Source organism: Agrobacterium sp. NPDC090283, assembly GCF_044769685.1.
GTDB lineage: Bacteria > Pseudomonadota > Alphaproteobacteria > Rhizobiales > Rhizobiaceae > Agrobacterium.
In genome coordinates, this window is the sequence record NZ_JBIVYG010000006.1 from 31,684 (window position 1) to 55,457 (window position 23,774).

Here is a 23,774-nt window from a genome sequence, read left to right on the forward strand (position 1 = left end):
TCGGTCGGATGACTGGAGAGGCCGCTTCGAGGGCGTTAGCTGACGACCTTCAAACCTCTCATACGAAAGCCCTGAGCCTGCGATTTGATGGCGGAAAGCAGCCTGTCGCGAGAATGGGCCACATGCTTTTCCATCATCGCTACGGCTTGATCGATTTTTCCAGCTTCCACCAGGTCGATGATTGCATTGTGTTCGCGCGATCCCACGTCGTCCTTGTCCGCCTTGAGGTCAAGCCAACGCGCACGATAAACGACACGCATGATGTCGGCCAGTGCTCTGATGGTGAAGACGTTCCCGGCAATCCGGGCGAATTCCAGATGAAATTCCTCGGCTTTCGGCGCCCGCACCTCAACCTCGTGAGAACTTGCCGACGATTCCATCGCCAAAGCTCTCAGGCGGGAAATATCGTTCGGCGTTGCGACCGCCGCTGCTTCGCGTACGGCGGAACATTCAAGCAGCGCGCGGAACGCGAAAGCCTGTTCGAGTTCGTCAAGCTCGATAGGTGCGACCGAATAGCTGCGATCACCCTTGCGAACCAGGCCCTCTGTTTCCAGTTTCACCAGAGCGGCACGGATTGGCGTGCGCGACGAGTCCAAAAGGCTTTCGAGGCTTCGTTCCGCCAGAGACTGGCCGGGCAGGAGCTCAAGTGATAGGATCGCTTTCTTGAGGCGCTCATAGGTTATGGTAGTCGCTGATTTGCCAGCATCTGAGTCGTGTTGCATTTTGCCCTCGCGGTATCCAGCAATGAATACCAATTCATGACATTTCGGTCAATTATCCTGCGCAGCAGGTAGAACTCATTTTGCTATTGCGCGAACGTCCGTCATGAATATATACCAAATTGGTATCCAATGAGGTGGTATATGAAAGTCACAGCTCTATGCGGCAGTCTTCGCGACGGCTCGTTCAATATGCTTGCGTTGCAGGCGGCTCAAAAACTTGCGCCCGAAGGCATGGAAATATCGATCGAAAGCATAGCGGATATCCCGCTTTACAATGACGATGTCCGAAAGCGCGGTTTGCCTGCGGCCGTCGCACAGTTGAGGCAAAAAATTGCCGAAGCCGATGCGATCCTCATTTCGTCTCCCGAATATAATTATTCCGTATCCGGCGTGTTGAAGAACACGCTCGACTGGGTTTCTCGTGCGCCGGAACCGCCGATGGAAGACAAGCCCGTGGCCATCATTGGCGCAAGCATCGGCATGCTCGGAACGGCACGGGCCCAATATCATCTGCGCCAGATTCTGGTCTACATGAACTGTTTCGCCGTCAACAAGCCAGAGGTTTTCATCGGCATGGCGGATAAGAAGTTCGACGAAAACGGTGAACTGACGGATCCCGTCGCGATCAAGCTGATTGGCGACCAGTTGATCGCTCTGCAAAAACTCACTATTCGCCTTGCAGCCAAATAAACGATGGGGCCGGGTGATCCGGCCCCATCAAACTTGTCGTGACCATATCTCAGCGGATCCTTTGAAGCGCGGACATAAAGTGCCTGGCTTTTTCGGCATAATCTTCTGATGATTTGCGCAGAATGGCCTCGCCCTTTTCATCGATCTGGCGGATGATCTTGGCGGGAGAGCCGACAACCAGTGAATTGTCTGGAATTTGTTCCTTTTCGCGGACCAGCGCGCTCGCACCGATCACGCAGTTTCGGCCGATAACCGCCCCGTTGAGAACGATCGCACCCATGCCTATCAGGGTGTTGTCGCCAATCGAGCAGCCGTGCACGATTGCCCCGTGACCGATCGTACATCCTTCGCCGATGGTGGCCGGGAAACCCGGGTCGGAGTGGACGACGCAGTTTTCCTGTATATTGGTCATCCGACCGATGCTGATTGGCGTATTATCTCCACGCAGCACAGCGCCGAACCAGATGCCAACATCGTCACCCAGCGACACATCGCCAATGACCGCTGCGGTCTCCGCGATCCATGTTTTGTCGGCGGAAAATTCCGGCGCCTTACCGTTGAGAATATAGATTGCCATGGCGGACCGTCACTCGGCGGCGATTCTGGTATCGGAAAAACCGAGCGGTATGCCGGCCTTTGCCATTTTTCCGAAAAGCTCCTGCCCTGGAATGATCCGCCGCAGCGTCGGCTGCACCGCAATTAGGGCGGAAAGGTCGATTCCCGTATCGAACCCCATGGATTCGAGCATGTAGGCCAGGTCTTCCGTGGCGATATTTCCGCTGGCGCCAGGCGCGAAGGGGCAGCCGCCCAGGCCGCCGAGAGACGCGTCGAACGAGCGGATGCCCGCATCGAGAGCTGCAACGACATTGGCGAGGCCCGTGCCGCGCGTATCGTGGAAATGCGCGGACTTGCACTTGTCACCCACAGCGGCGCGAACCTTGCCAAACATGCGTTTCACCTGTGCGGGCGTCGCATAACCCACAGTGTCGGCCAAGCCGATCTCGTCGGCACCGGCTTCGACGGCGGCGACGGCGAGACGCACGACCTCATCTTCCGATACGTGGCCCTGCAGTGTGCAGCCAAAAGCCGTCGCTATGCCGGCTTCGATATGGATATTCCAGTTTTCGTCGCGGCGCATCTGCGCGACCCGACCGAGCTCTTCGACCATTTCGTCAGGCGTCTTGCGGACGTTCGACGTGGAATGGGCCGCGCTCGCCGAAACGGGCATGACAACGACCTGCGCGCCGGCCGCCACTGCGTTAATCGCACCGCGAAGGTTCGGTGCCAGTGCCGCGACGAGAAGGCCGGGCATGTTGCGAGCCGCCGCCACGACGTCCGCCGCGTCGGCCATCTGCGGCAGGTTCTTCGCGGGTACAAAGGAGGCGACTTCGAAACGCTTCACGCCCGTTGCCGCTTCCGCCGAAAGCCATTCCAGCTTTTCGGCGGTCGGAATGGTGACCGGCAGCATCTGGAGGCCGTCTCGCAGGCCGACTTCGACGATCTCTACTTTTTCTCTCGTCATATCTTTATCCTCAGGCCGATTGGGCCTTGCGCTGGGCGCCGTTCTCCACGGAGCGTTCGCCAGCCTTTTCGGCAACGATGCCTCTTGCGATCAGGCTGTTGATCTCGCTCGCATCGATGCCGCATTCGGTCAACACTTCGCGTGTATGTCCGCCGACGGATGGCAATCCGGTCGTTGGGTTGAGGCGCCTGCCGCCGAACGTGATCGGCAGGGCAGGGGTACGGGCGTCCACCCCGTTCGGCAGCGTGAGTTCGATCAGGCCGCCGGACGCAAGAAGATGCGGATCTTCCAGAAGTTCGCCGGGACGGCGAACCGGCGCGAACGGCAGGCCGATGGTCTCCAGCCTTTCGATGAGCTGGTCGAGCGGTATCGCCGTCAGCATTGTGCGGACCTCCGGCAGAAGCCACGAACGCTCGGCAGAGCGGTCGTTATTGCTTTGCAGGCGCGGATCGGACAGCCATTCCTGACGTCCGAACTCGTTGCAGAAATCGACCCATTGGCCATCGCCGATGATGCCGACAAAAAGCTGGGTACCTTCCGGCATGTCGAAGAGATCGTAGACGGGCCACGGCCGTTCCTTGACGGACCACGGCTCGGAGGCTTCGCCGGTTATGGCCTCGGCCAGCATGGCCTGCGCCATCAGGAAGACGTTGTTTTCAAACAGCGACGCCTGCACTTCCTGGCCCTTACCCGTCTTTTCGCGTTCGCGGATAGCGGCCTGGATCGCGATGACGCCAAACATGGCGCCCATGATGTCGTTGACAGAAGCGCCGGCGCGCATCGGCTTTCCGGGGAGGCCGGTCATATAGGCGAGCCCACCCATCATCTGAACGACTTCATCCAGCGCGGAACGCTTGTCGTAAGGGCCGGGCAGGAAGCCTTTCAGCGAACAAAAGACCAGCTTGTCGTTGATGTCCGAAAGCGTCTTGTAGGACAGTCCAAGGCTGTCCATGCGTCCGGGTCTGAAATTTTCTATCACGATATCAGAGCCTTCAACCAGCTTCTTGACAAGAGCCAATCCTTCCTGGCTTTTCATGTCTACGGCGATGCTCTTCTTGTTGCGGTTGAACGCCGCAAAGAACCCGGCGGCGAGGCCAGAGAGATGGCGGGTTCGATCGCCCCGGGGAGTCGGCTCGATCTTGATCACCTCTGCGCCGAGATCGGCGAGGATCAGGCCGCAGCATGGTCCCATGACCATCTGGGTGAATTCGAGCACACGAAGGCCCGCGAGCGGCAGATTTTTCATAATAGTCCTCGTCAAAAGAATTCATTGGTAGCGAATGGTGACCGTTTTGGTTTCCAGGTAGTGCTCAAGCCCTTCGCGCCCGTGCTCTCTTCCGAGACCGGATTGCTTCATGCCGCCGAAGGGAAGGTTGGCATCGAGAACATTATGGGTGTTGACCCACACCGTGCCCGCCTTCAGCGCACGGGTCAGCCGCATGGTGCGGTTGAGATCCGTGCTCCAGATCGAGGCCGCGAGCCCGAAGGATGTGTTGTTGGCAAGATGCAACGCATGCTCCTCGTCATCGAAAGGCATGGCCGCGATGACCGGGCCAAACACTTCGTCGCGGACGATTTCCATGTCGGGGTTCACGTTGCTGACGAGCGTCGGGGCGACGAAATAGCCGCGGTCCGGAACGGCGCGACGTCCGCTGGAAAGCCGTGCGCCGGCGGCTTCGGCACGGTCGATAAAGCCTTTCACGCGGTCGCGCTGCCGTGCCGAAACGACCGGGTTCAGCTCGGAATTCGGGTCCAGGCCCGGTCCGAAGGCAAGGCTATCGGCGACCTTTGCCAGTTTCTCAACCGTTTCCTCGTAGATGCTGCGCTCGACGAGCACGCGGGTTGCTGCGGTGCAGACCTGGCCCTGGTTGAAGAAGAGACCCAGGCGCGCCAGAAGCTGGTCTTGGTTGTCTTGCATGTCGGCAAACAGCAGCATTGGGGATTTCCCGCCAAGCTCCAGAGTAAAGCGCTTCATGCCGTCGATGGCGTTGTGGCCGATGATCTTGCCGACCTCGGTCGAGCCAGTGAACGCCAGCTTGTCGACACCCGGATGGGTCGCGAGTGCGGCACCTGCTGCATGGCCATAACCGGTCACGATGTTGACAACGCCCGCCGGCAGGCCGGCCTCGATGCAGAGACGGGCAAACCGCAGTGCGGTCAGCGGCGTTTCTTCGGAAGGCTTGACGACGATCGTGCAACCGGCCGCCAGCGCCGTGCCGACCTTCCAGACGAGCATCGACAACGGGAAGTTCCATGGAATGATGGCCCCGACGACGCCGACCGGCTCGCGCAGGGTATAGGTCATGTAGCGGCTGCCTTCCGGCGGCGCCTGAATGGAACTGTCGAGCGTATGGCCTTCGATCTTCGTTGCCCATCCCGCCATGTAGCGCAGATAGTCGACGGAGGCTCCGACCTCGATGGCGCGGGAAATGCCGATATTCTTGCCGTTGTTGAGGGATTCGAGCTGGGCGAATATCTCGCCGTCACGTTCGAGCAGGTCTGCCAGCTTGAGGATCGCCCGCTCGCGATCGGCCGGCCGCAACCGCGACCATTCTCCGGCAAGCGCTGTTCTGGCCGCCGAAACAGCCTCGTCGATCTCACTTGCACCGCAGGCTGGAATGGTTGCGATTGCATGGCCGCTCGATGGATCGAATACGTCGATGCGGGCGGCATCGGGCGTCGGTACAAACGCGCCGCCGACGAAAATTTGCTGGTCGCACTTCAGAAATTCCCGAGCGCCGGGATGCAGGTGTAACAATGTCTGTTCAAGAGTCATGTCTCTGTTTCCCTGCTTTAGCCGCGGACTTTGGGCATGAGGATGAGTGGCCATGGGCTCGGCATAGTCCCGCATGGCACGTGGACGAGGGTCGGACGTCCGCTTTGAAGCCCCGCCCGCACCGCCTGTTCGAGCTCGTCCGGGTTTTCCGCGCGCAGGCCGAGAACGCCGAAGGCCTCCGCGAGCTTGACAAAATCGGGACTCTGCAGATCGGCCGCAATGACACGATTACCGTAACGCTCCTGCTGAATGCGCTTGACGTTTCCGAACATCTTGTTGTCGAACACCACGAACACGATCGGAAGATCGTGCTTCACGGCGGTGGCCAGCTCGCCGACCTGATAGAGAAAGCCGCCATCGCCCGCGATCGAGACGACCGGACGCTCGGGCAGGGCAGCCTTGACCCCCAATGCCGTTCCCACGCCCCATCCGAGGTTGTCCTGATAACCGGGCGACAGGAAGGTACGGGGCGCCTGGACCGGGAATGCCAGTCGACTGACGAAGCCGACCTGAGTCACCTCATCCACGAAGATCCCGTTATCGGGCAGGGCGGCGCGAATGGCCTGGAGAAAGCCGACCTGCGGCTGAAGACCTTCGAGCTTGCCGGCCAGCCATGCGTTATGCTCGGCCAACTCGACAGCCCGGGACGAATTTTTGAAGAAAAGGGCTGAAAGCCGGTCTGCAAGCGCGCAAGCGTATTGCGCGGCATCGCCGACCAGCGCGACATCCGCCTTGCGGAAGCGATCGGGCTCCGATGGCTCAATGTCGATGCGAATGATCTTCAGGTCGTCGGAAACGCCCCACATGGATTGCTGCATGTGAAGCCGCGTTCCAATGCCTATCACCACGTCGGCTTCCGCCCAGAGCCGGTGTGAAACCGGCAGCCTGACGGCCAACCGGTGATCCGTCGGAATGACGCCCGTGCCGCGCCGATAGCCGGCGACAGGCGCTTCGAGCAGTTCGGCGAGTGCACAAACCTCCGCGCCGGCATCCTGTGCGCCTCCGCCGACGATGATCAGCGGGCGCTTTGCGGTTTGCAGAAGTGCCGCGGCCCGTTCCACGGCATCGTGATCGACGGGATACGACGGTGCTGGATAGTCGGGCACGTTGAGATCGACCGGGGCTATCTGAGCCAGAACGTCCATGGAGCATTCCAGTACAACTGGCCCCGGACGGCCCGACGTTGCCCTGGCGATGGCTTCGGCTATCGCTGCTGGCGCCTGCTGCGGATGCGTGATCCGTAGCGTGAACTTGCTGAAATGATCAGCGATTCCGAGTTGATCGTGCAACTCGTGCAGATGACCGTGGCCTCGGTCGATATCCACCTGCGGTATCTGACCGATAATAGCGATGACAGGAGCGTTCATGCTGAACGCTGTCAGCAGGGCGGCTGAGGCATTCAGGAAACCAGGCCCTGGCACGACGGAACATACCTGGGGCTTGCCTGTCGCAAGCGCAGCCCCAAGGGCCATATAAGCCGCCGTTTGCTCATGTCTCGGATGGATGACGCGAAGCGATGTGGATTCTTTGTAAAAGGCATCGAACAGTGGATCACTCTGAAGGCCGGGCAGGGCATAGACCGTATCGATACCCTTGCATATGAGGCTCCTCACCAGAGCATCCGCCGTTGTCATGCGGGGAAAATGAATGTCCTTTACAGATCTTTGCCCGCGATCAACAGTCCAGGCTTTGGAGATGCTTTCCATAAAATCTTCCACTTCTTTGATGACATGGAGCCGCTCCCGCTATGAAGCGGCTCTTCATAGCGGAGATGGCATGGGCATCAGATGCGCTCGATGTTGGCGTCCTTGACCACCTTGGTCCATTTGGCCACGTCCGACTGGACGCGGTCGTGGAACTCCTTTGACGAGGAGGCCATTGCAGTGGAGCCGAGACCTTTGATGCGGGAAATGCTCGCTTCCTGCTTTACAATGTTAGCCATGACACCCTGCATCTTGCTGACGATGTTGGCGGGCAGACCCTTCGGTCCTGCAATACCGTAATATGACGTAACTTCGTAGCCCGGCAGGACTTCGGCGATCGCCGGAACGTCAGGCAAATCGGCATAACGCTCCGGGCTGGTCACTGCGATCGCCTTGATTTCTTTGGACTGAATTTGCGGAAATACCGAGGCGGGGCCGTTGATGACAAAGTCGAGCCGCTTGGACAAGAGATCGACCATGGATTGGGAGTTTTGCTTGTAAGGGACGTGCTGTAGCTTGATACCCGCTTGCGACGCGAGAAGCTCCATCGCCAGATGCAATGTCGTGCCGATGCCCGAAGACGCATATGTGAAAGGACGGCTTGCCTTCTTTGCTTGCTCAATTAGATCCTTCGGATTGTTGACCGGATGGTCAGGATAGGTGGCGATCGTGAAGGGCGTGCCACCTGCGATCAAGCTGACAAAGGTGAAGTCGTCGACGGTATTGTAGGGCAACGTGGCATAGATGGCAGCTGCCACCGCATGAGCTCCGGTAAACATGATCAGGCTGTAGCCATCGGGAACTGCACGGGCGATTTGATCGGAAGCCGTCGTTCCGCCAGCCCCAGGCCGTGGATCGACCACAAAGCTCTGCTTGAGCTCGGCTGTCAGGCCTTCCGCTGCGACGCGGGCAATGCCATCGCTATTGCCTCCCGGCCCGAAACCATGCGCCAGCGTCACCGCGCGCTCCGGCCATTCCGCTGCTCTCAAGATGGAAGGCATAGCGAGGGACGCCGCCGTACCGATGAGCAGTGCTCTGCGGTTGAGTTCGAATTTCATGTTGTGTCCTCCCCGATAAAGTCTTGTTGATACAATGCCGGTCGCTCTCCTCCACGTCTTGCGATCGACTGTTATCCCGGGCAGCGCGTCGTACAGGAGTAGGCGCTAAACGGTATTCGATACCTACAACCAATTTGGTATCCAATGCAAGATACCATTATAGACAAGGCGATCTTTTACGCAGAATCAAGTGCCATTGACGAGGTTGGTCGCGCGCTGGAAAAGCCAATCAGCGGCGATGCCTGTGGCATGCCGGCTTGACCGGATGAGATAAAGCGGCATGGGTGCGGACCAGCGCGACGCCAGTTCCGCGGACATGGGAAGTCGCTTGAGCTTGTCGGAGGCAAGGTCATCGTCGATGACATGCAGGGGCATGTTTCCCCAGCCGAGCCCGGCCAGCAGCATTTCCCGCTTTGCACCAATATCGCTTGTTCGCCACGATTGGTCAGCGACGGCAGCCGATGCACGGCTGGAGCTTGTCCGATCGCGATCGAGCATGATGATCTGCCTGTGGCGTCGAGCAATTTCGAAGCCGATGGGACCATCCATATCCGCCAGCGGGTGGAAAGGTGCCGCAACGGCAATTCGCTGTATCTCTATTAGCGGAACGGCAGTGACCTCGGTGGATCGCAGCGCCATCGGGCCGGCGATACCCAATGAACAGGTGCCGTTCAACACGGCGACAAGCGGCGAGGTCATGGCGTCGACCACGACCTCCAGATCGACGGCGGGAAACTGCTGTCCGAAGGACGCCACCGCGGGGATGAGCGATGCCATCGGCATCAATGTATCGACGATGAGGCTTACCTGGCTCTCTATGCCGCCGCGCAGATTGGTGGCCTTGGCCTGAAGGCGGGAAATATGCTCCACGACGTCGCGTGCGGCAGCCGCGAGAATGAGCCCATCCTCGGTCGGCGAAAGCGGGCGGGCCGTGCGGTTAAAAAGGGTGACCCCCAACTCACGCTCAAGTGACTGTATCGAATAGGAAACCGCAGCCTGAGCCCGCCCCAAGGCACGCGCACCGGAAGAAAGGCCGCCGTGATCGATAACCGCAAGAAAATCAATGAGATGGGCGGTGGCAGGAACATGCATGTAAAAATAATATCAAAATATTCGATCATGGACAACAAAGTTTTCCTGACTTTTTCGAATAAGTCTACCGTGATAGCTGTGTAACATAACAACGACACTACAGGAGACACCACATGTTTACCCGCCGCACCATGGCAAAATTCGCGGCGTTTGCCCCGCTTCTGGCGTCCAACGCCTACGCGGCAACGCCTGGCAGAACTGCCGGTTCGGCTCCCGCGCTGGAGGTCGAGAGGCGCTCGCTGGACGAATTGCACAAGGCGGCAATCGCGGAGGGCGGCAAGCTGGTCGTTTACGGCGGCGGCGACATTCCGAATGGCGCAGCGGGCATGGAGCAGGCCTTCGCGAAACGCTTCCCCGGGGTAACGGCCCGAATTCTGATCGACCGCAGCAAGTACCAGGGTGTTCGTATAGACAACCAGCTCGAACTCGACGCCCTGCAATGTGACGTCGCGCATGTTCTGGCATGGCAATATTATGATCGCTGGAAAGCCAATGGCGAGCTCCTTGCTTACAAGCCTCTTGGCTGGGATGCCGTCTACCCTGACTTCAAGGATCCGGACGGAATGATCACCAGCGTGGCGATCTATGCGTTCAGCAGCCTGATCAACAAGTCGAAGATTGCAGAGAACGAAGCTCCCTTTGATGCGCTCGACTTCCTTAATCCGAAGCTGAAGGGCCAGATCGCGCTTACCTATCCGCAGGACGACGATTCTATCCTCTATCAGTTCGAACGCATCGTCGCTGAGCACGGCTGGGACTATATCGAGAAGCTGATAGAGCAGGATGTTATATGGAACCGCGGTTCGGGCATCACCCGTCGCCGCGTCGAGAACGGCGAAGCCGCGGTGTCCTTCACGACGTCCGGCCCGATCGTTGCAAATCCGAAAGGACCGACGCAGTTCCTTCTGCCGAAGACGGGTTCCTTCCTCTCCTGGGCGCATCCCGGCGCGATCTTCAGGCGTGCCAAGCATCCAGCAGCAGCCAAGTTATATATGTCCTGGTTGCTGTCGGAAGAAAACCAGGGCACCAAGCGTTCCTGGTCGGTTCGCGAGGACATGCCGCCGCCGGAAGGCATGGAGCCGATCTTCGCCTACAAGACCTACCCCATCCACTTCCGCGAGTTCCTGCGTGACAGGGCCCGGATCGAAACATTCCGCGACCAGCTCGAGCAATACATCGGCCCCATGCAAGGCGAGAATCCCACAAAGGTAGAAGGCGTATTCCCAGAAGGACGCGCCTGACGCATGAATGACATTGCGAAGGCCGGCTCTACGCCGGCCTTCGCCTTAAGGCTGCCTCCATGCCTTGGCGAGCGACCCCATGAAAAAGTCCGACCCCGGCCTGCGCGCATTCGGTATCCGCGCCGGTGTGCTGGAACTCACCCCGATACCACCCACTGCATCATCATCAACAATGACGGGAAGGCCACCGGCAACGATAGGGGTCGCCCACCGACCCCGCGGAATTGATGCCATAGGCGGGCCTTCCAGGCTGGCTTGTCACCCCATAGCTTTTCATCGTCCGCTTTGCGCCGGCAGAGGAATAGGCCTTGTCCTGCGCAATGATAGATCTTGTGATCCTACCCCGTCCATACGCTCGAACGCGATAAGCTGGCCGGACTCATCGGTAGTCGCTATTCACATCGGCACGCCGATATCCTCGGCCTTTTGTCTTGCGACCAGCAATCAGCTCGCGGGCGCCTTCAAGGCTCAAGAGCTTGATAGTCAACATTTCAGCGCGGCCTCTGCTGGGTATGCTTCTCCGCAAACCTTGCTGTCGATACTCATTTGCCACCACTATAAATTTATGATTTTGCGCTCCGCTTTTTGGTATCCATAAGAATATGCCATTTGCCTATCAAGGTCGTTTCGGGCAAAGGCTCCCTATTCATGTTCGGCGAAACGCTTTGATGCGCCCTAAGAGTAGAGAAAAGACATCGAACGGAAATTCATGACAGTCGAAGCGAGCATAGAGCTTGCAACAAGAGTAAGGATGCGCTTGGCTGCGACGAGTAGCAGCTTCATCACCCACCCAGATCGGAATATCTTCGTAGTATGTTGTTAATATAAGCAACAAACCGTGCTTGCAGAGTGGCGCCAGTGCTCATTTGAACTTGCCATCCATACCAGCGCCCTAAGGAACTTGTGGCTATCCGTGCTTTAGGCCGCGCTTGCCCTTCGTGCTGGCCCGCGCGAAGTTTCCGATCTGCCGCTGTGCACTCTGCGCACATAACGGATATGGTGATTGTTTTTCCTGCGTTGCGCCGTGATGCTGCATCGGCACTGGACGGATGGAGACTGTCCTGTGGTCGCTTTGAGGAGGAGTTCACCATGACTGAATTTTGTTCGCCCCGATCGTCGGTTACCTGCCTGTTGATGGTTGTCGAGGACTGACCTCGGCGTGTCGTGGCCGAGCGAGAAAACGCCACGTTGATTTTTCAGACCTGTGGCGGGCCGATGGATGCTGTCTTCGAAGGCAGCATCCCGGCGTTGCGAGGCCGCAAGTCGCCACACTTTGTTTCAGGATGATATCATGGCTGCTTCGGCGAGGGACATTATTGCGGAGAACAAGGCGGCCGGTGCTTCGCAGCACAAGGCGAAAGTGCTGATCGTCGGTGCCGGGCCTGTCGGCTTGACGCTAGCCAACTATCTTGGTGGCTATGGCGTTGAGACGATCGTGATCGAAGCGCTGCCGCAACTCATCGATTATCCGCGCGCTATCGGCATCGATGACGAGGCCTTGCGCACGATGCAGGGCATCGGTCTTGCCGACAAGATTGAGCCGCACACGACGCCGTTTCACTGGATGCGTTTCCTGACGGCATCCGGTCGCTGCTTTGCTTCGATCGAGCCACGCACCGACGAATTCGGCTGGTCGCGCCGCAATGCTTTCATCCAGCCACAGGTCGATCGCATCCTGTTCGAGGGGCTTTCCCGCTTCGACAATGTGCAGGTGCGGTTCTCCACCAGCTTCGTGAAACTGGAGCAGAACGCCGACCGAGTATTGGCCCAGGTAGAGGGGCCGGATGGACCTTACACGATCGAAGCCGATTATCTGGTCGCTGCCGATGGCGGACGCAGCCCGGTGCGAGAGACGCTCGGTCTGGCTTTTGAAGGTGAGACCGCCGCCAACCAGTGGATGGTCATCGATATCGAGAACGACCCGGTCGGGACGCCCAATCTGTATCTTCACTGCGACCCGAAGCGTCCCTATGTTTCGGCGGCATTGCCGCACGGCGTCCGTCGTTTCGAGTTCATGGTGATGAAGGATGAGGACGAGGCACATTTCAGCCGGCCGGAGGTCGTGCGGTCGCTTCTGTCCAAGGTTCTCGAAAAGCCGGAAGAGGCGAAGCTGATCCGCCAGCGTATCTATAATCACAACGCCCGCCTCGCCAATCGGTTTCGCGTTCAGCGCGTTCTTCTGGCGGGTGATGCCGCCCACATCATGCCGGTGTGGCAGGGGCAGGGGTACAATTCCGGTATCCGCGATGCGGCCAATTTGGGCTGGAAGCTCGCCATGGTGGCCACAGACAGGCTCGAACCTGCCTTGCTCGACACCTATCAGTCCGAACGTCGCGACCATGCCAAGGCCATGATCGATCTGTCGGTCATGGTCGGAAAGGTCTTCAACCCGCCATACGCTTTCCTCAGTACGGTACGTGATGTGGTGACGCGGGTGCTGAACTATGTTCCCTCCGCCAAGCGCTACCTGCTGGAAATGCGATTCAAGCCGATGCCGCGTTTCACGGAAGGTGTAGTGGTGCCGAGCCGTGCCGGCGATGCGCGCAAAAGTCCCGTTGGACGGCTGTTCATTCAGCCGCGGGTTCGCACGGCATCCAACCAGATCGTTCGTATGGACGAGGTGATCGGTCCCAATTTCGCGATCCTGTCTTGGGGCAACAATCCCGTCCAGTACATGGATCCGGAACAGGTGGCGATGTGGCGCTCTCTTGGAGCAGTCTTTGTCAGCGTCAAGCCGGACGTCCAGCTTGGCAGCCGGCCCGCCGAAGGCCTCGGTTTCCGCTCTGATCCGCTTGAAGGTATTGTGGAGATTGGTGACGTGCAAGGCCGCCTCAAGGAATGGTTCGGCAATTGGCCGGAATCTGTCGTGTTCCTGCGGCCGGACCGCATCGTCGCTGCGACGTCAACTCCCCTGCAAGTGACGGACGTTTCCAAGGCTCTGGCCCGTGTCCTCTCTTATACGCCTCGCCCGATCCGGACAGAGACCCGGACTGGTGAAGCATCGCATGGGTCGGTAGCCGCTGAGTAGGCTGACAACTGAAGCAAGATCACGCACAGGAATGGAAAATGGCATCACAGGAACTCGTGAACGAACTCGCCGCAGAGTTAAGAAGGGCTGACGAGACCCGGACGGCGGTTGCGCCCATTCGACCGCGCATGCCTGATGACGGCGGTGAAACCGCTTATGCGGTCCAGCGGGCGAATGTCGAATATTGGCAAGGCAAGGGGCGTCGTGTCGTCGGCAGGAAGATCGGTCTCACCGCCAAGGCCGTACAGGCGCAACTGGGTGTCTATCAACCGGATTTTGGAACGCTTTTTGCCGATATGATCTTCGGCGACGACGAGGAGATCCCCGCTGACCGCTTGATCCAGCCGAAGGTGGAAGCCGAAGTTGCGCTGGTGCTGAAGCGCGATCTGACCGCCGTCGACGTGACGTTGACAGAACTGTTGCAGGCCGTCGATTTTGCCTTGCCGGCAATCGAAATTGTCGACAGCCGCATTGCGGGATGGGACATCCGCTTCAACGACACCGTCGCCGATAACGCCTCGTCCGGCCTCGTCGTGCTGGGGGCCGTGCCGGTCCCGCTGGCTGGTCTCGATCTCAAGCTTCTGCCGATGACCATGACGCGTGGAGACGAGACGGTTTCGACCGGGAGCGGCGCTGCCTGCCTTGGCCATCCCCTGAATGCCGCGCTCTGGCTTGCCCGCAAGATGGCTGGCTTCGGGGCACCGCTGGTTGCCGGCGACCTCATTCTCAGTGGAGCGCTCGGTCCGATGGTGGCAGCCCATCCCGGCGAGCATTTCGAGGCCAGCATTGAGGGACTGGGCGTGGTTCGCGCTGCCTTCGGGGAAGAGCGGAACTGACGCGTTCGCGGCACTCAGGCTTCGGCGTCCGACCGATGAGGGCATCGGCGGCAGTTGCGAGTCCGCGCGGAAAAGGAAGTCAAGGGGAGGAGATTGAGATGATAAGGCGTCAGTTCCTGTTGGGAACCGTTTCCACGATAGCTGCAATCGCGGTCGGGGGCGCATCCGCCAATGCTGCCGAGACCGTGAAAGTCGGCCTCGTTCTTTCCATGTCCGGGCCGTTCAGTCAGTACGGACGCCAGATGGAGAACGGTATCCGCCTGTTCATGAAAGAGCACGGCGATACGATCGCGGGCAAGAAAATCGAGCTCGTCATCAAGGATGACGGCGGCCTTGCTCCCGACCGTGCCCGGCGGGCGGTGCAGGATCTTCTCGTTCGCGACAAGGTCGACATCCTTGCCGGGTTTACCTTTACCGCTTCCGCCATGGCGGCCGCACCGCTTGCGAAGGAGGCAGGTGTGGCGATGATCGTCATGAACGCGTCGTCTTCGGGTATCACTGCGGCAAGTCCCTACATGATCCGCGTCGGGCAGACCTTGCCGCAGATCACCGAGCCGGCCGCCCGGTACGCGGCCGAGCAGGGCTACAAGAAGATCTACACGCTGGTTTCCGATATTACCGCCGGGCACGACGCCGAGGCCGCCTTCGTCCGAGGCCTGAAGGCTGCGGGCGGCGAGGTTTTCGGGTCGCTGCGCGTTCCGGCCCAGAACCCGGATTTCGCTCCCTTCGTCCAGCGCATCAAGGACGCCAAACCTGACGCGGTCTTTGTCTGGTTGCTGCCGGGCGAAGCGACGATCAACTTCATCAAGGAGTTCAATCAGCGAGGGCTAAGAGCGGAGGGTGTGACCATGCTCGGCACCGGGGATCTCACCGACGAACTGACCATCGAAGCGACCGGCGAACCGGGCGTCGGCGTGGTTACGACCGGCCACTACTCCATGGCTCACGCCTCTCCAAAGAACGAAGCGTTCGTGAAAGCCTACCTCGCCGACTATCCCCAGGACAAATGGCCCAACTTCCTTTCCGTCTCGGCCTATGACGGTATGGCGGCGCTTTATCGCGGATTGGAAAAGACCGGAGGTGATGCGGCAGGCCCGGCGATCACCGACGCCCTCAAGGGGGAACCATTCGAAAGTCCACGTGGCCCGATCGAGATCGACGCAGTGACCCGCGACATCGTGCAGACCGTTTATGTCCGCAAGGTCGAGCGTGTGAACGGGCGGCTCTCGAATGTGGAATTTCATGAGTTCCCCAAAAGTCGCGACACCACACAGTAACGCACGATCGAAAGGCGCTCCGGTTTCCGTGACCGCCATGATGTGCTTCCGGAGAACCGAATGACAGCTAGCTTCCTCGGCATCCTCTTCGACGGTCTGGCCTACGGCAGCCTGTTGTTCCTGATCGGTGTCGGCCTGTCGATCACCCTGGGTTTGATGAACTTCATCAATCTCGCTCATGGTGTCTTCGCCATGGTGGGTGGTTATCTGAGCGTCTATCTGTCGCAGAGAATGGGCATGCCATTTCTGGCGACGCTGCCGCTTGCCTTTGTCGGCGCGGCACTGGCCGGGCTTGTTGCCGAACGGGTCCTGTTTCAACGCCTCTACAAGGCATCGCATCTGGATCAGGTCCTGTTCACGGTCGGGTTCGTTTTCTCCTCGATCGCGGTGGCGCACTATTTTTTCGGGGCAGGCCAGCAATTCGCTGCGATACCTTCTTTTCTTCAAGGGCAGGTCAGGGTTGCCGGAATCGACCTTGGCAAATATCGGCTGCTATTGATTGCAGTCGTCGCATTGCTGACTGTCGGTCTGCATCTGATGCTGTCCAGAACCCGTTTCGGGGCGTCCGTTCGCGCCGCCGTCGACAATCAGGATGTCGCCGACGGCCTCGGCATCAATGTCGGCGTGGTTTTCAGCCTTTGTTTCGCGCTCGGTAGCGGGCTTGCCGGTCTCGGCGGCGCCCTTGGCGTGGAGATACTTGGCCTCGATCCGGGCTTCCCAATGAAATATATGGTCTATTTCCTGCTCGTCGTCGTGGTCGGGGGGGCTGGCACCATCCGGGGACCGTTGATTGCGGCCATGGTCCTCGGGATCTTCGACGTCGCCGGCAAATACTATGTGCCCCAGGTCGGCGCCTTCGTCATCTACGTGCTGATGATCGTCCTGCTCCTGGCCTTTCCGTCGGGGCTCGGAGGGAAGCGCGCATGAACGTTACCGCCGGTTTTCCCCAATCACGCCAATCACTATCCGAACTCTCGGGGAGATCCCGCATGACGCATCGATCGAGCGCGGTCGAACGCTTGGCCAGCCCGCGCCCACGCCTGTTCGAGTTGTTGGTATGGTTGATGCCGGCGGCTGCCTATTTTCTTTTCCCGGACAATCTCCTGCTCGGGATTTCGATCATGACCTATGCGGTCGCCGTGCTGGGGCTCGATCTGCTGCTGGGCTATGCGGGTATAGTCTCGCTTGGCCACGCCGCTTTTTTCGGAGTTGGCGCCTACACGGCCGGTCTGCTTGCGGTCAACGGCTGGCAGGAGCCACTGTCCGGCTTGTTGCTCGCCGGCGCAGCCTCGCTGGCGCTTGGCTATCTCGCCAGTCTGCTTGTGGTGCGTGGCAAGGATTTGTCGCGGCTGATGGTGACGCTCGGCATTGGGCTCGTGGTCTATGAAGTCGCCAACCGTATGAGCGGCATTACCGGTGGTGTCGACGGACTGTCTGGCATCGAAATCGCACCAATATTCGGAACCTTCACGTTCGACCTCTATGGCCGCACCTCCTGGTGGTATGCCTACGGCGTTTCGCTCCTGGTTTTCGTGTTCCTGCGGTTGATCGTTTCCTCCCCTTTTGGCCTGTCCCTCAGAGGCATCCGCGACGGCGCAAACCGTATGCCGGCGCTCGGTGCCTCGGTGAACAGCCGCCTGCGCATCGCCTTTACGCTCTCGGCGGGTATCGCCGGCATCGCTGGCGGGCTTCTTGCCCAGACGACACAGTTCGTCGGCGTCGACTCCCTTTCTGTGCCACGTGCGGCCGAGTTCCTCGTCATGCTGGTGCTTGGTGGCACCGGCCGTCTTTACGGCGCACTTGCCGGCACAGCGATCTTCATGATTGCCCGTGAGTATCTCGCCGATGTCGACCCGGTTTATTGGGAATTCTGGATGGGTATCCTGTTGATGGCGGTCGTGCTCTTCGCGCGCGGTGGCGTCGTCGGAGCGCTCTTTACCTACCTCCCCGTGCTTCGCACAAGGTTCGGGAGGGGCGCGCAATGAAGGCCGATACGAGCATTCTTTCGGCTGATGCGAAGATCGCTCTTGCGACCGAGGGGCTCACCAAGGCCTGGGGTGGTTTCGTCGCCAACAGCGATGTCAATTTTTCGCTGCCCGTCGGCGCCCGCCATGCACTGATCGGCCCGAATGGTGCGGGCAAGACCACCTTCATCAACATGCTGACCGGCGTTTTGTCGCCGACTTCCGGCCGCGTCCTGCTCGGCGGTGAGGATGTCACGAACGACCCGCAGGAAAAAAGGGTCCGCAAAGGCATCGCCCGGACGTTTCAGATCAATAATCTCTTTCCGGGGCTGACGGTTCTGGAAAGCGTCCTGCTGGCCATCCTTGAGCGCAGAAACGAAGCTGGCCATTGGTTCCGGCCGCTAAGGACGCATGTGCCAGAACTCGAAGAAGCGCTCGATCTTATCTGCGAGCTTGGCCTTGAGGCGCAGGCGGGCGAGGAAGTGCGCACCTTGGCATACGGCAAGCAGCGTCTCGTCGAGATCGCGCTGGCGCTGGCGACCCGTCCACGCATCCTTCTGCTCGATGAACCGGCGGCGGGCATTCCGGCGGGAGAAAGCACCGAGGTTTTTTCCGTCATCGCGAAGCTGCCGTCGGAGGTCAGCATCCTGTTCATCGAGCACGACATGGACCTGGTGCGCCGTTTTTCCGAACGCATCACGGTGCTCGTCGGCGGCAAGGTTCTGACTGAGGGGACGCCCGACGACGTCATGAGCGACCCGCGCGTTCGCGAGGTATATCTCGGGGAGGGCGGTCATGACTGAGTTGCTGACAGTCGAGGGACTTTCTGCCGGTTACGGCCAGGCACGCGTGCTCGACGGTATCTCCTTTTCGATGCGGCCAGGTGAAAGCCTGGCACTTCTCGGGCGCAATGGCGTTGGGAAGTCGACGCTGATGCGCACCCTGATGGGGTTGACCCGTCGTCACGGCGGTGCAATCCGGTTCGCCGGCGTCGACGTCACCGCTACGGCACCGCATCGCCGGGCACGTGCCGGGCTTGGCTGGGTACCGCAAGAGCGCGCCATGTTCCCCTCGCTGACCGTTGAGGAGCATCTGACGACGGTTGCACGGCGAGGGTCGTGGGATCTGGCTGCGATCTACGAGGCGTTTCCGCGGCTGAAAGAGCGACGGGCCAACATGGGGAACCAGCTCTCCGGCGGCGAGCAGCAGATGGTGGCGATCGCCCGCGCCCTGATAACCAATCCCCGTCTTTTGTTGCTGGATGAGCCTATGGAGGGGCTGGCGCCTATTATCGTCCAGGAGCTGTCGACGATCATCGCTCGTCTGATCGGCGAGCGAGGCCTGTCAGTCATCGTCGTCGAGCAGCACGCCCGCCTTGCACTCTCCATGACGGCGGACGCCATGGTGCTGGATCGTGGCCGCATCGTGCACAGATCATCCAGCAAGGAACTCCTGAACGATGGCGAAAAACTCGCCCATCTCCTGGCGGTTGCCGCCTGAAACCAAATCGAAAGGACCAGACAATGGCGAAATTAAAATGCGCGATCATTGGTTCGGGCAATATCGGCTCGGACCTGATGATCAAGATCATGCGGACGTCGAAGAACATCGAGATGGGAGCGATGGTCGGCATCGATCCGGCATCCGACGGGCTTGCACGGGCCGCCCGTCTCGGCGTGGCGACGACGCATGAAGGGATCGACGGACTTTTGAAGCTGCCGGAATACAAGGATATCCAGGTCGTTTTCGATGCGACGTCGGCCAAGGCCCACATCTCTAACAACGCGATCCTGCAGAAGGACGGCAAGAAGGTCATCGACCTGACGCCGGCGGCGATCGGTCCCTTCACCATTCCGGCGATCAACGGCGATGCCAATCTCGGCGAGCCGAACGTCAACATGGTGACCTGCGGCGGCCAGGCGACGATCCCCATGGTCCATGCCGTCGCCCGCGTGTCGAAGCGCACGATCTACGGCGAGATCGTCGCCTCGATCTCGTCGAAGTCGGCGGGACCGGGCACGCGCGCCAACATCGACGAGTTCACCGAGACGACCTCCAGGGCCATCGAGCTGCTTGGCGGCGCCGAGCGCGGCAAGGCGATCATCATCCTCAATCCGGCCGAGCCGCCGATGATCATGCGCGACACGGTCTTCGTGCTGTCGCAGGGGGCCGATCCGGCCGCGATCGAGAAATCCGTCGAGGACATGGTGAAGACCGTCCAGGCTTACGTCCCCGGCTACCGGCTGAAGCAGAAGGTGCAGTTCGAGACGATCGGCGACAACGCACCGGTGCGGGTGCCGGGCATCGGGCCATCAACCGGCCTGAAGACCACCATCTTCCTGGAGGTGGAGGGCGCCGCCCATTACCTGCCGGCCTATGCCGGAAATCTCGACATCATGACATCCGCCGCGCTGGTCAGTGCCGATCACTGGGCGGCAAAGGTTCTTGCCAGGGAGGCCGCAGAATGACCCGTCCCAATCCGAACAAGCTCTACGTGCAGGACGTGACGCTGCGAGACGGCATGCACGCCATCCGCCACCAGTACAGCCTCGACGCGGTGACGAAGATCGCCGCCGCGCTCGATGCCGCCAAGGTGGATGCCATTGAAATCACCCATGGCGACGGGCTTGTCGGCTCGACCTTCAATTACGGTTTCGGCCGTCACGACGATGTCGAGTGGATCGCGGCTGTCGCCGGCGTCTGCAAGCACGCCGTGGTGACGGTGCTGCTCCTGCCCGGGATCGGCACCGTGCACGATCTCAAGCAGGCTTACGACGCCGGCGCCCGTTCCGTTCGCATCGCCACGCACTGCACGGAGGCCGATGTCTCCCGCCAGCATATCGAGGCGGCCCGCGCGCTCGGCATGGACACGGTCGGCTTCCTGATGATGGCCCACATGGCCGAGCCGGCAAAACTACTGGAACAGGCAAGGCTGATGGAGAGCTACGGCGCGGAATGCGTCTATGTGACAGATTCCGCCGGTGCGCTTCTGCCCGATCAGTACACGGAGCGGGTGAAGACGCTGCGCGGGGGGCTGAAACCGGAGACCGAGGTCGGGGTCCACACGCACCATAACCTGACGCTGGGCGTCGCCAATGCGGTAGCCGGCATCGTGGCCGGTGCGGTGCGCGTCGATGCCTCGCTGGCCGGCATGGGCGCGGGCGCGGGCAATGCGCCGCTCGAAGCGCTGATCGCGGTTCTGAACCGCATGGGCATCGAGACCGGCTGCGACCTCTACAAGCTGATGGATGCGGCCGACGATCTGGTGCGTCCGCTTCAGGACCGTCCGGTGCGCGTCGACCGCGAAAGCCTGTCGCTCGGTTACGCCGGCGTCTATTCCAGCTTCCTGCGGCATGCGGAAGCCGCCTCGAAGATCTATGGCGTCGATGCGCGCGAAATCCTGATCGAGCTCGGAAACCGCCGCATGATCGGCGGCCAGGAAGACATGATCGTCGATGTCGCCCTCGATCTCGTCAACGCAAAACCGGCGGCTTGATAGAGGCCGCCGATATACCGAGGGATCTGGCTGGTGGCGATCGTCAATTTGATGATGCCAGCTTCGGCGAACACCCTCTCGTAGACGATGTAGAACGCTGCCCGCTGATGGGTGGCGTTCTCTTCGGCCCGGTAGGCCTGCGACGGGAAGGTTCACTGCGCTTGAAGACCTGAAATACGTGGTCAGCCCCTGTTCTCTTGGAGAACGTTCGGGTGAAGCTGATTGTCACCGGTCGAACGGTTTTTCCTTCTGATGAAGGGAGAACGGTTTCGATCAATCGCGGCTGCGGCTGGTGCCAGGCAAATGCGGTCCTGGCTGCCAGTAATAGAAATATTGTTGAAGGGAGGCACGACATGGCTGGCATGGACATCAAGGGAAAGTCCATTCTCATCACCGGGGGTGGTTCGGGCATCGGAGCGGCGGCGGTTCAACTCGCTGCCCAACTTGGAGCCAAGGTCACCATCGCTGACCGGGATCGAGCTGGCGGTGAGGCAGTCCTTGCCAGGGTACTCGCGGACGGTGGCGACGCCCAATTCACGATGGCCGACATTGCGGACGAGGCCCAGGTTCAGGACATGATCAACAAGGCCCTCGACAAATATGGCCGGCTTGACTGCGCCTTCAACAATGCCGGTGTGGCCGGGTACAGTCATCAGCCCGGCGCGGAAACCGTCCTGCTCGGAGAGCTCTCCACCAGTGCCTTCGAACGCAATCTCTCCATCAATGCGTTCGGGACGTTCCTGTGCATGAAATACGAGATCCAGGCGATGCTTGCCTCGGGCGGCGGCTCGATCGTCAATACCGCTTCGATCGCCGGAATTCTCGCCGTCGAGGCTGCGGCCGACTATGTCGCCTCAAAGCATGCCGTGGTTGGCCTTACCAAAACAGCCGCCCTCGATTATGCCAAGAAGAACATACGGGTAAACGCCGTCTTGCCGGGCGTAATCATGACCAGGATGATAGAGGAATCTTTCGGCAACAATCCCGAGTTAGTCAGTTGGACCGAGGCGATGCAGCCGGTTGGCCGGCTTGGCAAGCCCACCGAGGTTGCCGAGGCCGCATTATGGCTGCTGTCCGACGCCGCTTCGTTCGTAACTGGAGTGTCTTTACCTGTCGATGGCGGCTTCTCGATGGTCTGATGTCGCGACCGTCAATGAACAGGCGCCGTACCGCTGTTTGCGCGGTTGGGTCGAGCGACGGAAAAGGTTGGCGCACAAGAGCGTGGGGCATGTATTGACTGCCCCAATAGCCCAAAAACAATTTTGCATTGAATGGCAGAGGAGGCCACATAAGATGCCCGAGAAGACAGGATTTTCCAAGGCGCAGGAATTGCGCATGAGCCAGGTCCTTGCCGGCGCGCCGTCGAACTGGGGGCGCTGGGGGACCGATGACGAGGTTGGCGCGCTCAATTTTCTGACGAACACCGAAGTTCTGCGCGCGGCGCGCGCAATCCGTCAGGGCAAGGTGTTCACCTGCGGGGAGGTGATCGGCAATCCCAAAGGCGATCCGATGTGGCCGGGCCGCAGCCCGACAAAGCGTGAAACCGTGATCGACAAGAACAGCTACATCAAGGGAGATATGCCGACCTTGCCGGGCGGCGCCGAGTTCACCGACGACCGGATCGAAATGTTCCTCCAGGCATCGACCCAGTTCGATGCGCTCGGTCACGTCTGGTACGATGACCAGCTCTATAACGGGTATCCGGCGAGCGAGACGAATGGCGGGCTGAAGAAGGCGTCGATCCTGCCAATCGCCGAGCGCGGCGTCGTCGGTCGCGGCGTCCTCCTGGACATGGCCGCTTACAAGGGCAAGTTCGCGCTGGACAAGGGCGATCTCCTGGGCCTCGAGGACATCCTCGGCTGCGCGGAAAAACAGGGCGTGACTATCGAGAAGCACGACATCCTGTGCCTGCGCATCGGCTTCCTGCAGCTTCTCTACGTCCAGGGACCCGAGGTCTTCTACAAGGACTTCATGGAGCCGGGATTGACCTACTCGGCTGAGCTTGTGGACTGGTTCTACCAGATGGAGATCCCCTGCCTCGCCACGGATACCATCTCCAACGAGACGGAACTCGATCCGGAGATCGGTGTCCAGATTCCGCTGCACTGCGCCCTGATGCGGAATCTCGGCATCGTGTTCAACGAGATCTGCAACTTCGAGGCCCTGGCGAAGGACTGCCATGCCGATGGGCAGTGGGATTTCCTCTACGCTGCTGCCCCCCTCAAGGTGCGCGAAGCGACGGGCGCGCCCCTCAACATACTGGCGGTCAAATAGGTCGAGGAAAAAGTCCGATCATGTGCCGCTTTTGCGAACAGCGCTCTCTCGGCAGCGAGGAGCAATATAACCCACAGCTTCGTTATGGCGGGTTC

At 60.0% G+C, this 23,774-nt stretch carries 21 protein-coding genes; 13 read left to right on the forward strand and 8 right to left on the reverse strand.

Translation table 11 applies throughout. From position 1 onward, the window contains the following. Positions 1 to 35: 35 nt before the first annotated feature. Positions 36 to 755: a GntR family transcriptional regulator gene (locus tag ACIQUH_RS10960; protein WP_400814745.1), complete on the reverse strand. Its 720-nt coding sequence runs from the start codon at positions 753 to 755 to the stop codon at positions 36 to 38. A gap of 108 nt (positions 756 to 863) precedes the next feature. Between ACIQUH_RS10960 and ACIQUH_RS10965 the strand changes: the two genes are divergently transcribed. After that, positions 864 to 1,412 (forward strand): NADPH-dependent FMN reductase, encoded by a 549-nt coding sequence (locus ACIQUH_RS10965; RefSeq protein WP_400814748.1) that lies wholly within the window; start codon positions 864 to 866, stop codon positions 1,410 to 1,412. Between the two features lie 49 nt (positions 1,413 to 1,461). Here the strand turns inward: ACIQUH_RS10965 and ACIQUH_RS10970 are convergent, their stop codons facing one another. The 7 genes from ACIQUH_RS10970 to ACIQUH_RS11000 all read right to left on the reverse strand — a co-directional run bounded on the left by ACIQUH_RS10970 (position 1,462) and on the right by ACIQUH_RS11000 (position 9,563). Further along, a complete protein-coding gene (locus ACIQUH_RS10970) occupies positions 1,462 to 1,989 on the reverse strand; it encodes a gamma carbonic anhydrase family protein (protein WP_400814750.1) in 528 nt (175 codons plus the stop codon). Between the two features lie 9 nt (positions 1,990 to 1,998). Then, positions 1,999 to 2,934, reverse strand: coding sequence for a hydroxymethylglutaryl-CoA lyase (locus ACIQUH_RS10975; RefSeq protein WP_400814752.1), 936 nt, complete (start codon positions 2,932 to 2,934; stop codon positions 1,999 to 2,001). A gap of 10 nt (positions 2,935 to 2,944) precedes the next feature. After that, positions 2,945 to 4,180 (reverse strand): CaiB/BaiF CoA transferase family protein, encoded by a 1,236-nt coding sequence (locus ACIQUH_RS10980; RefSeq protein ID WP_400814754.1) that lies wholly within the window; start codon positions 4,178 to 4,180, stop codon positions 2,945 to 2,947. A 21-nt stretch (positions 4,181 to 4,201) separates the two neighbouring features. Further along, positions 4,202 to 5,710: an aldehyde dehydrogenase family protein gene (locus ACIQUH_RS10985; protein WP_400814757.1), complete on the reverse strand. Its 1,509-nt coding sequence runs from the start codon at positions 5,708 to 5,710 to the stop codon at positions 4,202 to 4,204. A 17-nt stretch (positions 5,711 to 5,727) separates the two neighbouring features. Continuing rightward, positions 5,728 to 7,416 (reverse strand): thiamine pyrophosphate-dependent enzyme, encoded by a 1,689-nt coding sequence (locus ACIQUH_RS10990; RefSeq protein WP_400814759.1) that lies wholly within the window; start codon positions 7,414 to 7,416, stop codon positions 5,728 to 5,730. A gap of 77 nt (positions 7,417 to 7,493) precedes the next feature. Next, positions 7,494 to 8,471, reverse strand: a complete 978-nt coding sequence (locus tag ACIQUH_RS10995) for a Bug family tripartite tricarboxylate transporter substrate binding protein (protein WP_400814761.1) — start codon at positions 8,469 to 8,471, stop codon at positions 7,494 to 7,496. A gap of 186 nt (positions 8,472 to 8,657) precedes the next feature. Then, the gene (locus tag ACIQUH_RS11000) at positions 8,658 to 9,563 is read right to left on the reverse strand and encodes a LysR family transcriptional regulator (RefSeq protein ID WP_400814763.1); all 906 of its coding nucleotides are present in this window, start codon (positions 9,561 to 9,563) and stop codon (positions 8,658 to 8,660) included. Positions 9,564 to 9,676: 113 nt separating this feature from the next. On the opposite strand from ACIQUH_RS11000, the gene ACIQUH_RS11005 reads away from it, so the two are divergent. The 12 genes from ACIQUH_RS11005 to ACIQUH_RS11060 all read left to right on the forward strand — a co-directional run bounded on the left by ACIQUH_RS11005 (position 9,677) and on the right by ACIQUH_RS11060 (position 23,679). Continuing rightward, the gene (locus ACIQUH_RS11005) at positions 9,677 to 10,804 is read left to right on the forward strand and encodes an ABC transporter substrate-binding protein (protein ID WP_400814766.1); all 1,128 of its coding nucleotides are present in this window, start codon (positions 9,677 to 9,679) and stop codon (positions 10,802 to 10,804) included. 1,291 nt (positions 10,805 to 12,095) lie between these two features. Further along, entirely contained in the window at positions 12,096 to 13,832 is a 1,737-nt protein-coding gene (locus ACIQUH_RS11010; protein WP_400814769.1) for a bifunctional 3-(3-hydroxy-phenyl)propionate/3-hydroxycinnamic acid hydroxylase, read from the forward strand. A 38-nt stretch (positions 13,833 to 13,870) separates the two neighbouring features. Continuing rightward, complete coding sequence (gene mhpD / locus ACIQUH_RS11015) at positions 13,871 to 14,668, forward strand: 2-keto-4-pentenoate hydratase (protein ID WP_400814771.1); 798 nt, start codon at positions 13,871 to 13,873, stop codon at positions 14,666 to 14,668. A gap of 98 nt (positions 14,669 to 14,766) precedes the next feature. Continuing rightward, complete coding sequence (locus ACIQUH_RS11020) at positions 14,767 to 15,945, forward strand: ABC transporter substrate-binding protein (RefSeq protein WP_400814773.1); 1,179 nt, start codon at positions 14,767 to 14,769, stop codon at positions 15,943 to 15,945. A 60-nt stretch (positions 15,946 to 16,005) separates the two neighbouring features. Then, positions 16,006 to 16,872: a branched-chain amino acid ABC transporter permease gene (locus tag ACIQUH_RS11025; RefSeq protein WP_400814776.1), complete on the forward strand. Its 867-nt coding sequence runs from the start codon at positions 16,006 to 16,008 to the stop codon at positions 16,870 to 16,872. A 62-nt stretch (positions 16,873 to 16,934) separates the two neighbouring features. Further along, positions 16,935 to 17,930, forward strand: a complete 996-nt coding sequence (locus ACIQUH_RS11030; protein WP_400814779.1) for a branched-chain amino acid ABC transporter permease — start codon at positions 16,935 to 16,937, stop codon at positions 17,928 to 17,930. After that, positions 17,927 to 18,712 carry an ABC transporter ATP-binding protein gene (locus ACIQUH_RS11035; RefSeq protein WP_400814781.1) on the forward strand — a complete coding sequence of 262 codons (786 nt, stop codon included), beginning with the start codon at positions 17,927 to 17,929 and terminating at the stop codon, positions 18,710 to 18,712. The genes ACIQUH_RS11030 and ACIQUH_RS11035 overlap by 4 nt, the downstream gene beginning before the upstream one ends. Next, positions 18,705 to 19,409, forward strand: a complete 705-nt coding sequence (locus ACIQUH_RS11040) for an ABC transporter ATP-binding protein (RefSeq protein ID WP_400814783.1) — start codon at positions 18,705 to 18,707, stop codon at positions 19,407 to 19,409. The genes ACIQUH_RS11035 and ACIQUH_RS11040 overlap by 8 nt, the downstream gene beginning before the upstream one ends. A 23-nt stretch (positions 19,410 to 19,432) precedes the next feature. Next, positions 19,433 to 20,377, forward strand: a complete 945-nt coding sequence (locus ACIQUH_RS11045) for an acetaldehyde dehydrogenase (acetylating) (protein ID WP_400814785.1) — start codon at positions 19,433 to 19,435, stop codon at positions 20,375 to 20,377. Next, a complete protein-coding gene (dmpG, locus tag ACIQUH_RS11050; protein ID WP_400814787.1) occupies positions 20,374 to 21,405 on the forward strand; it encodes a 4-hydroxy-2-oxovalerate aldolase in 1,032 nt (343 codons plus the stop codon). Before ACIQUH_RS11045 ends, dmpG begins: the two co-directional genes overlap by 4 nt. 212 nt (positions 21,406 to 21,617) lie before the next feature. Then, a complete protein-coding gene (locus ACIQUH_RS11055; RefSeq protein WP_400814790.1) occupies positions 21,618 to 22,544 on the forward strand; it encodes a glucose 1-dehydrogenase in 927 nt (308 codons plus the stop codon). 154 nt (positions 22,545 to 22,698) lie between these two features. Further along, the gene (locus ACIQUH_RS11060; protein ID WP_400814792.1) at positions 22,699 to 23,679 is read left to right on the forward strand and encodes a cyclase family protein; all 981 of its coding nucleotides are present in this window, start codon (positions 22,699 to 22,701) and stop codon (positions 23,677 to 23,679) included. Positions 23,680 to 23,774 lie beyond the last annotated feature (95 nt).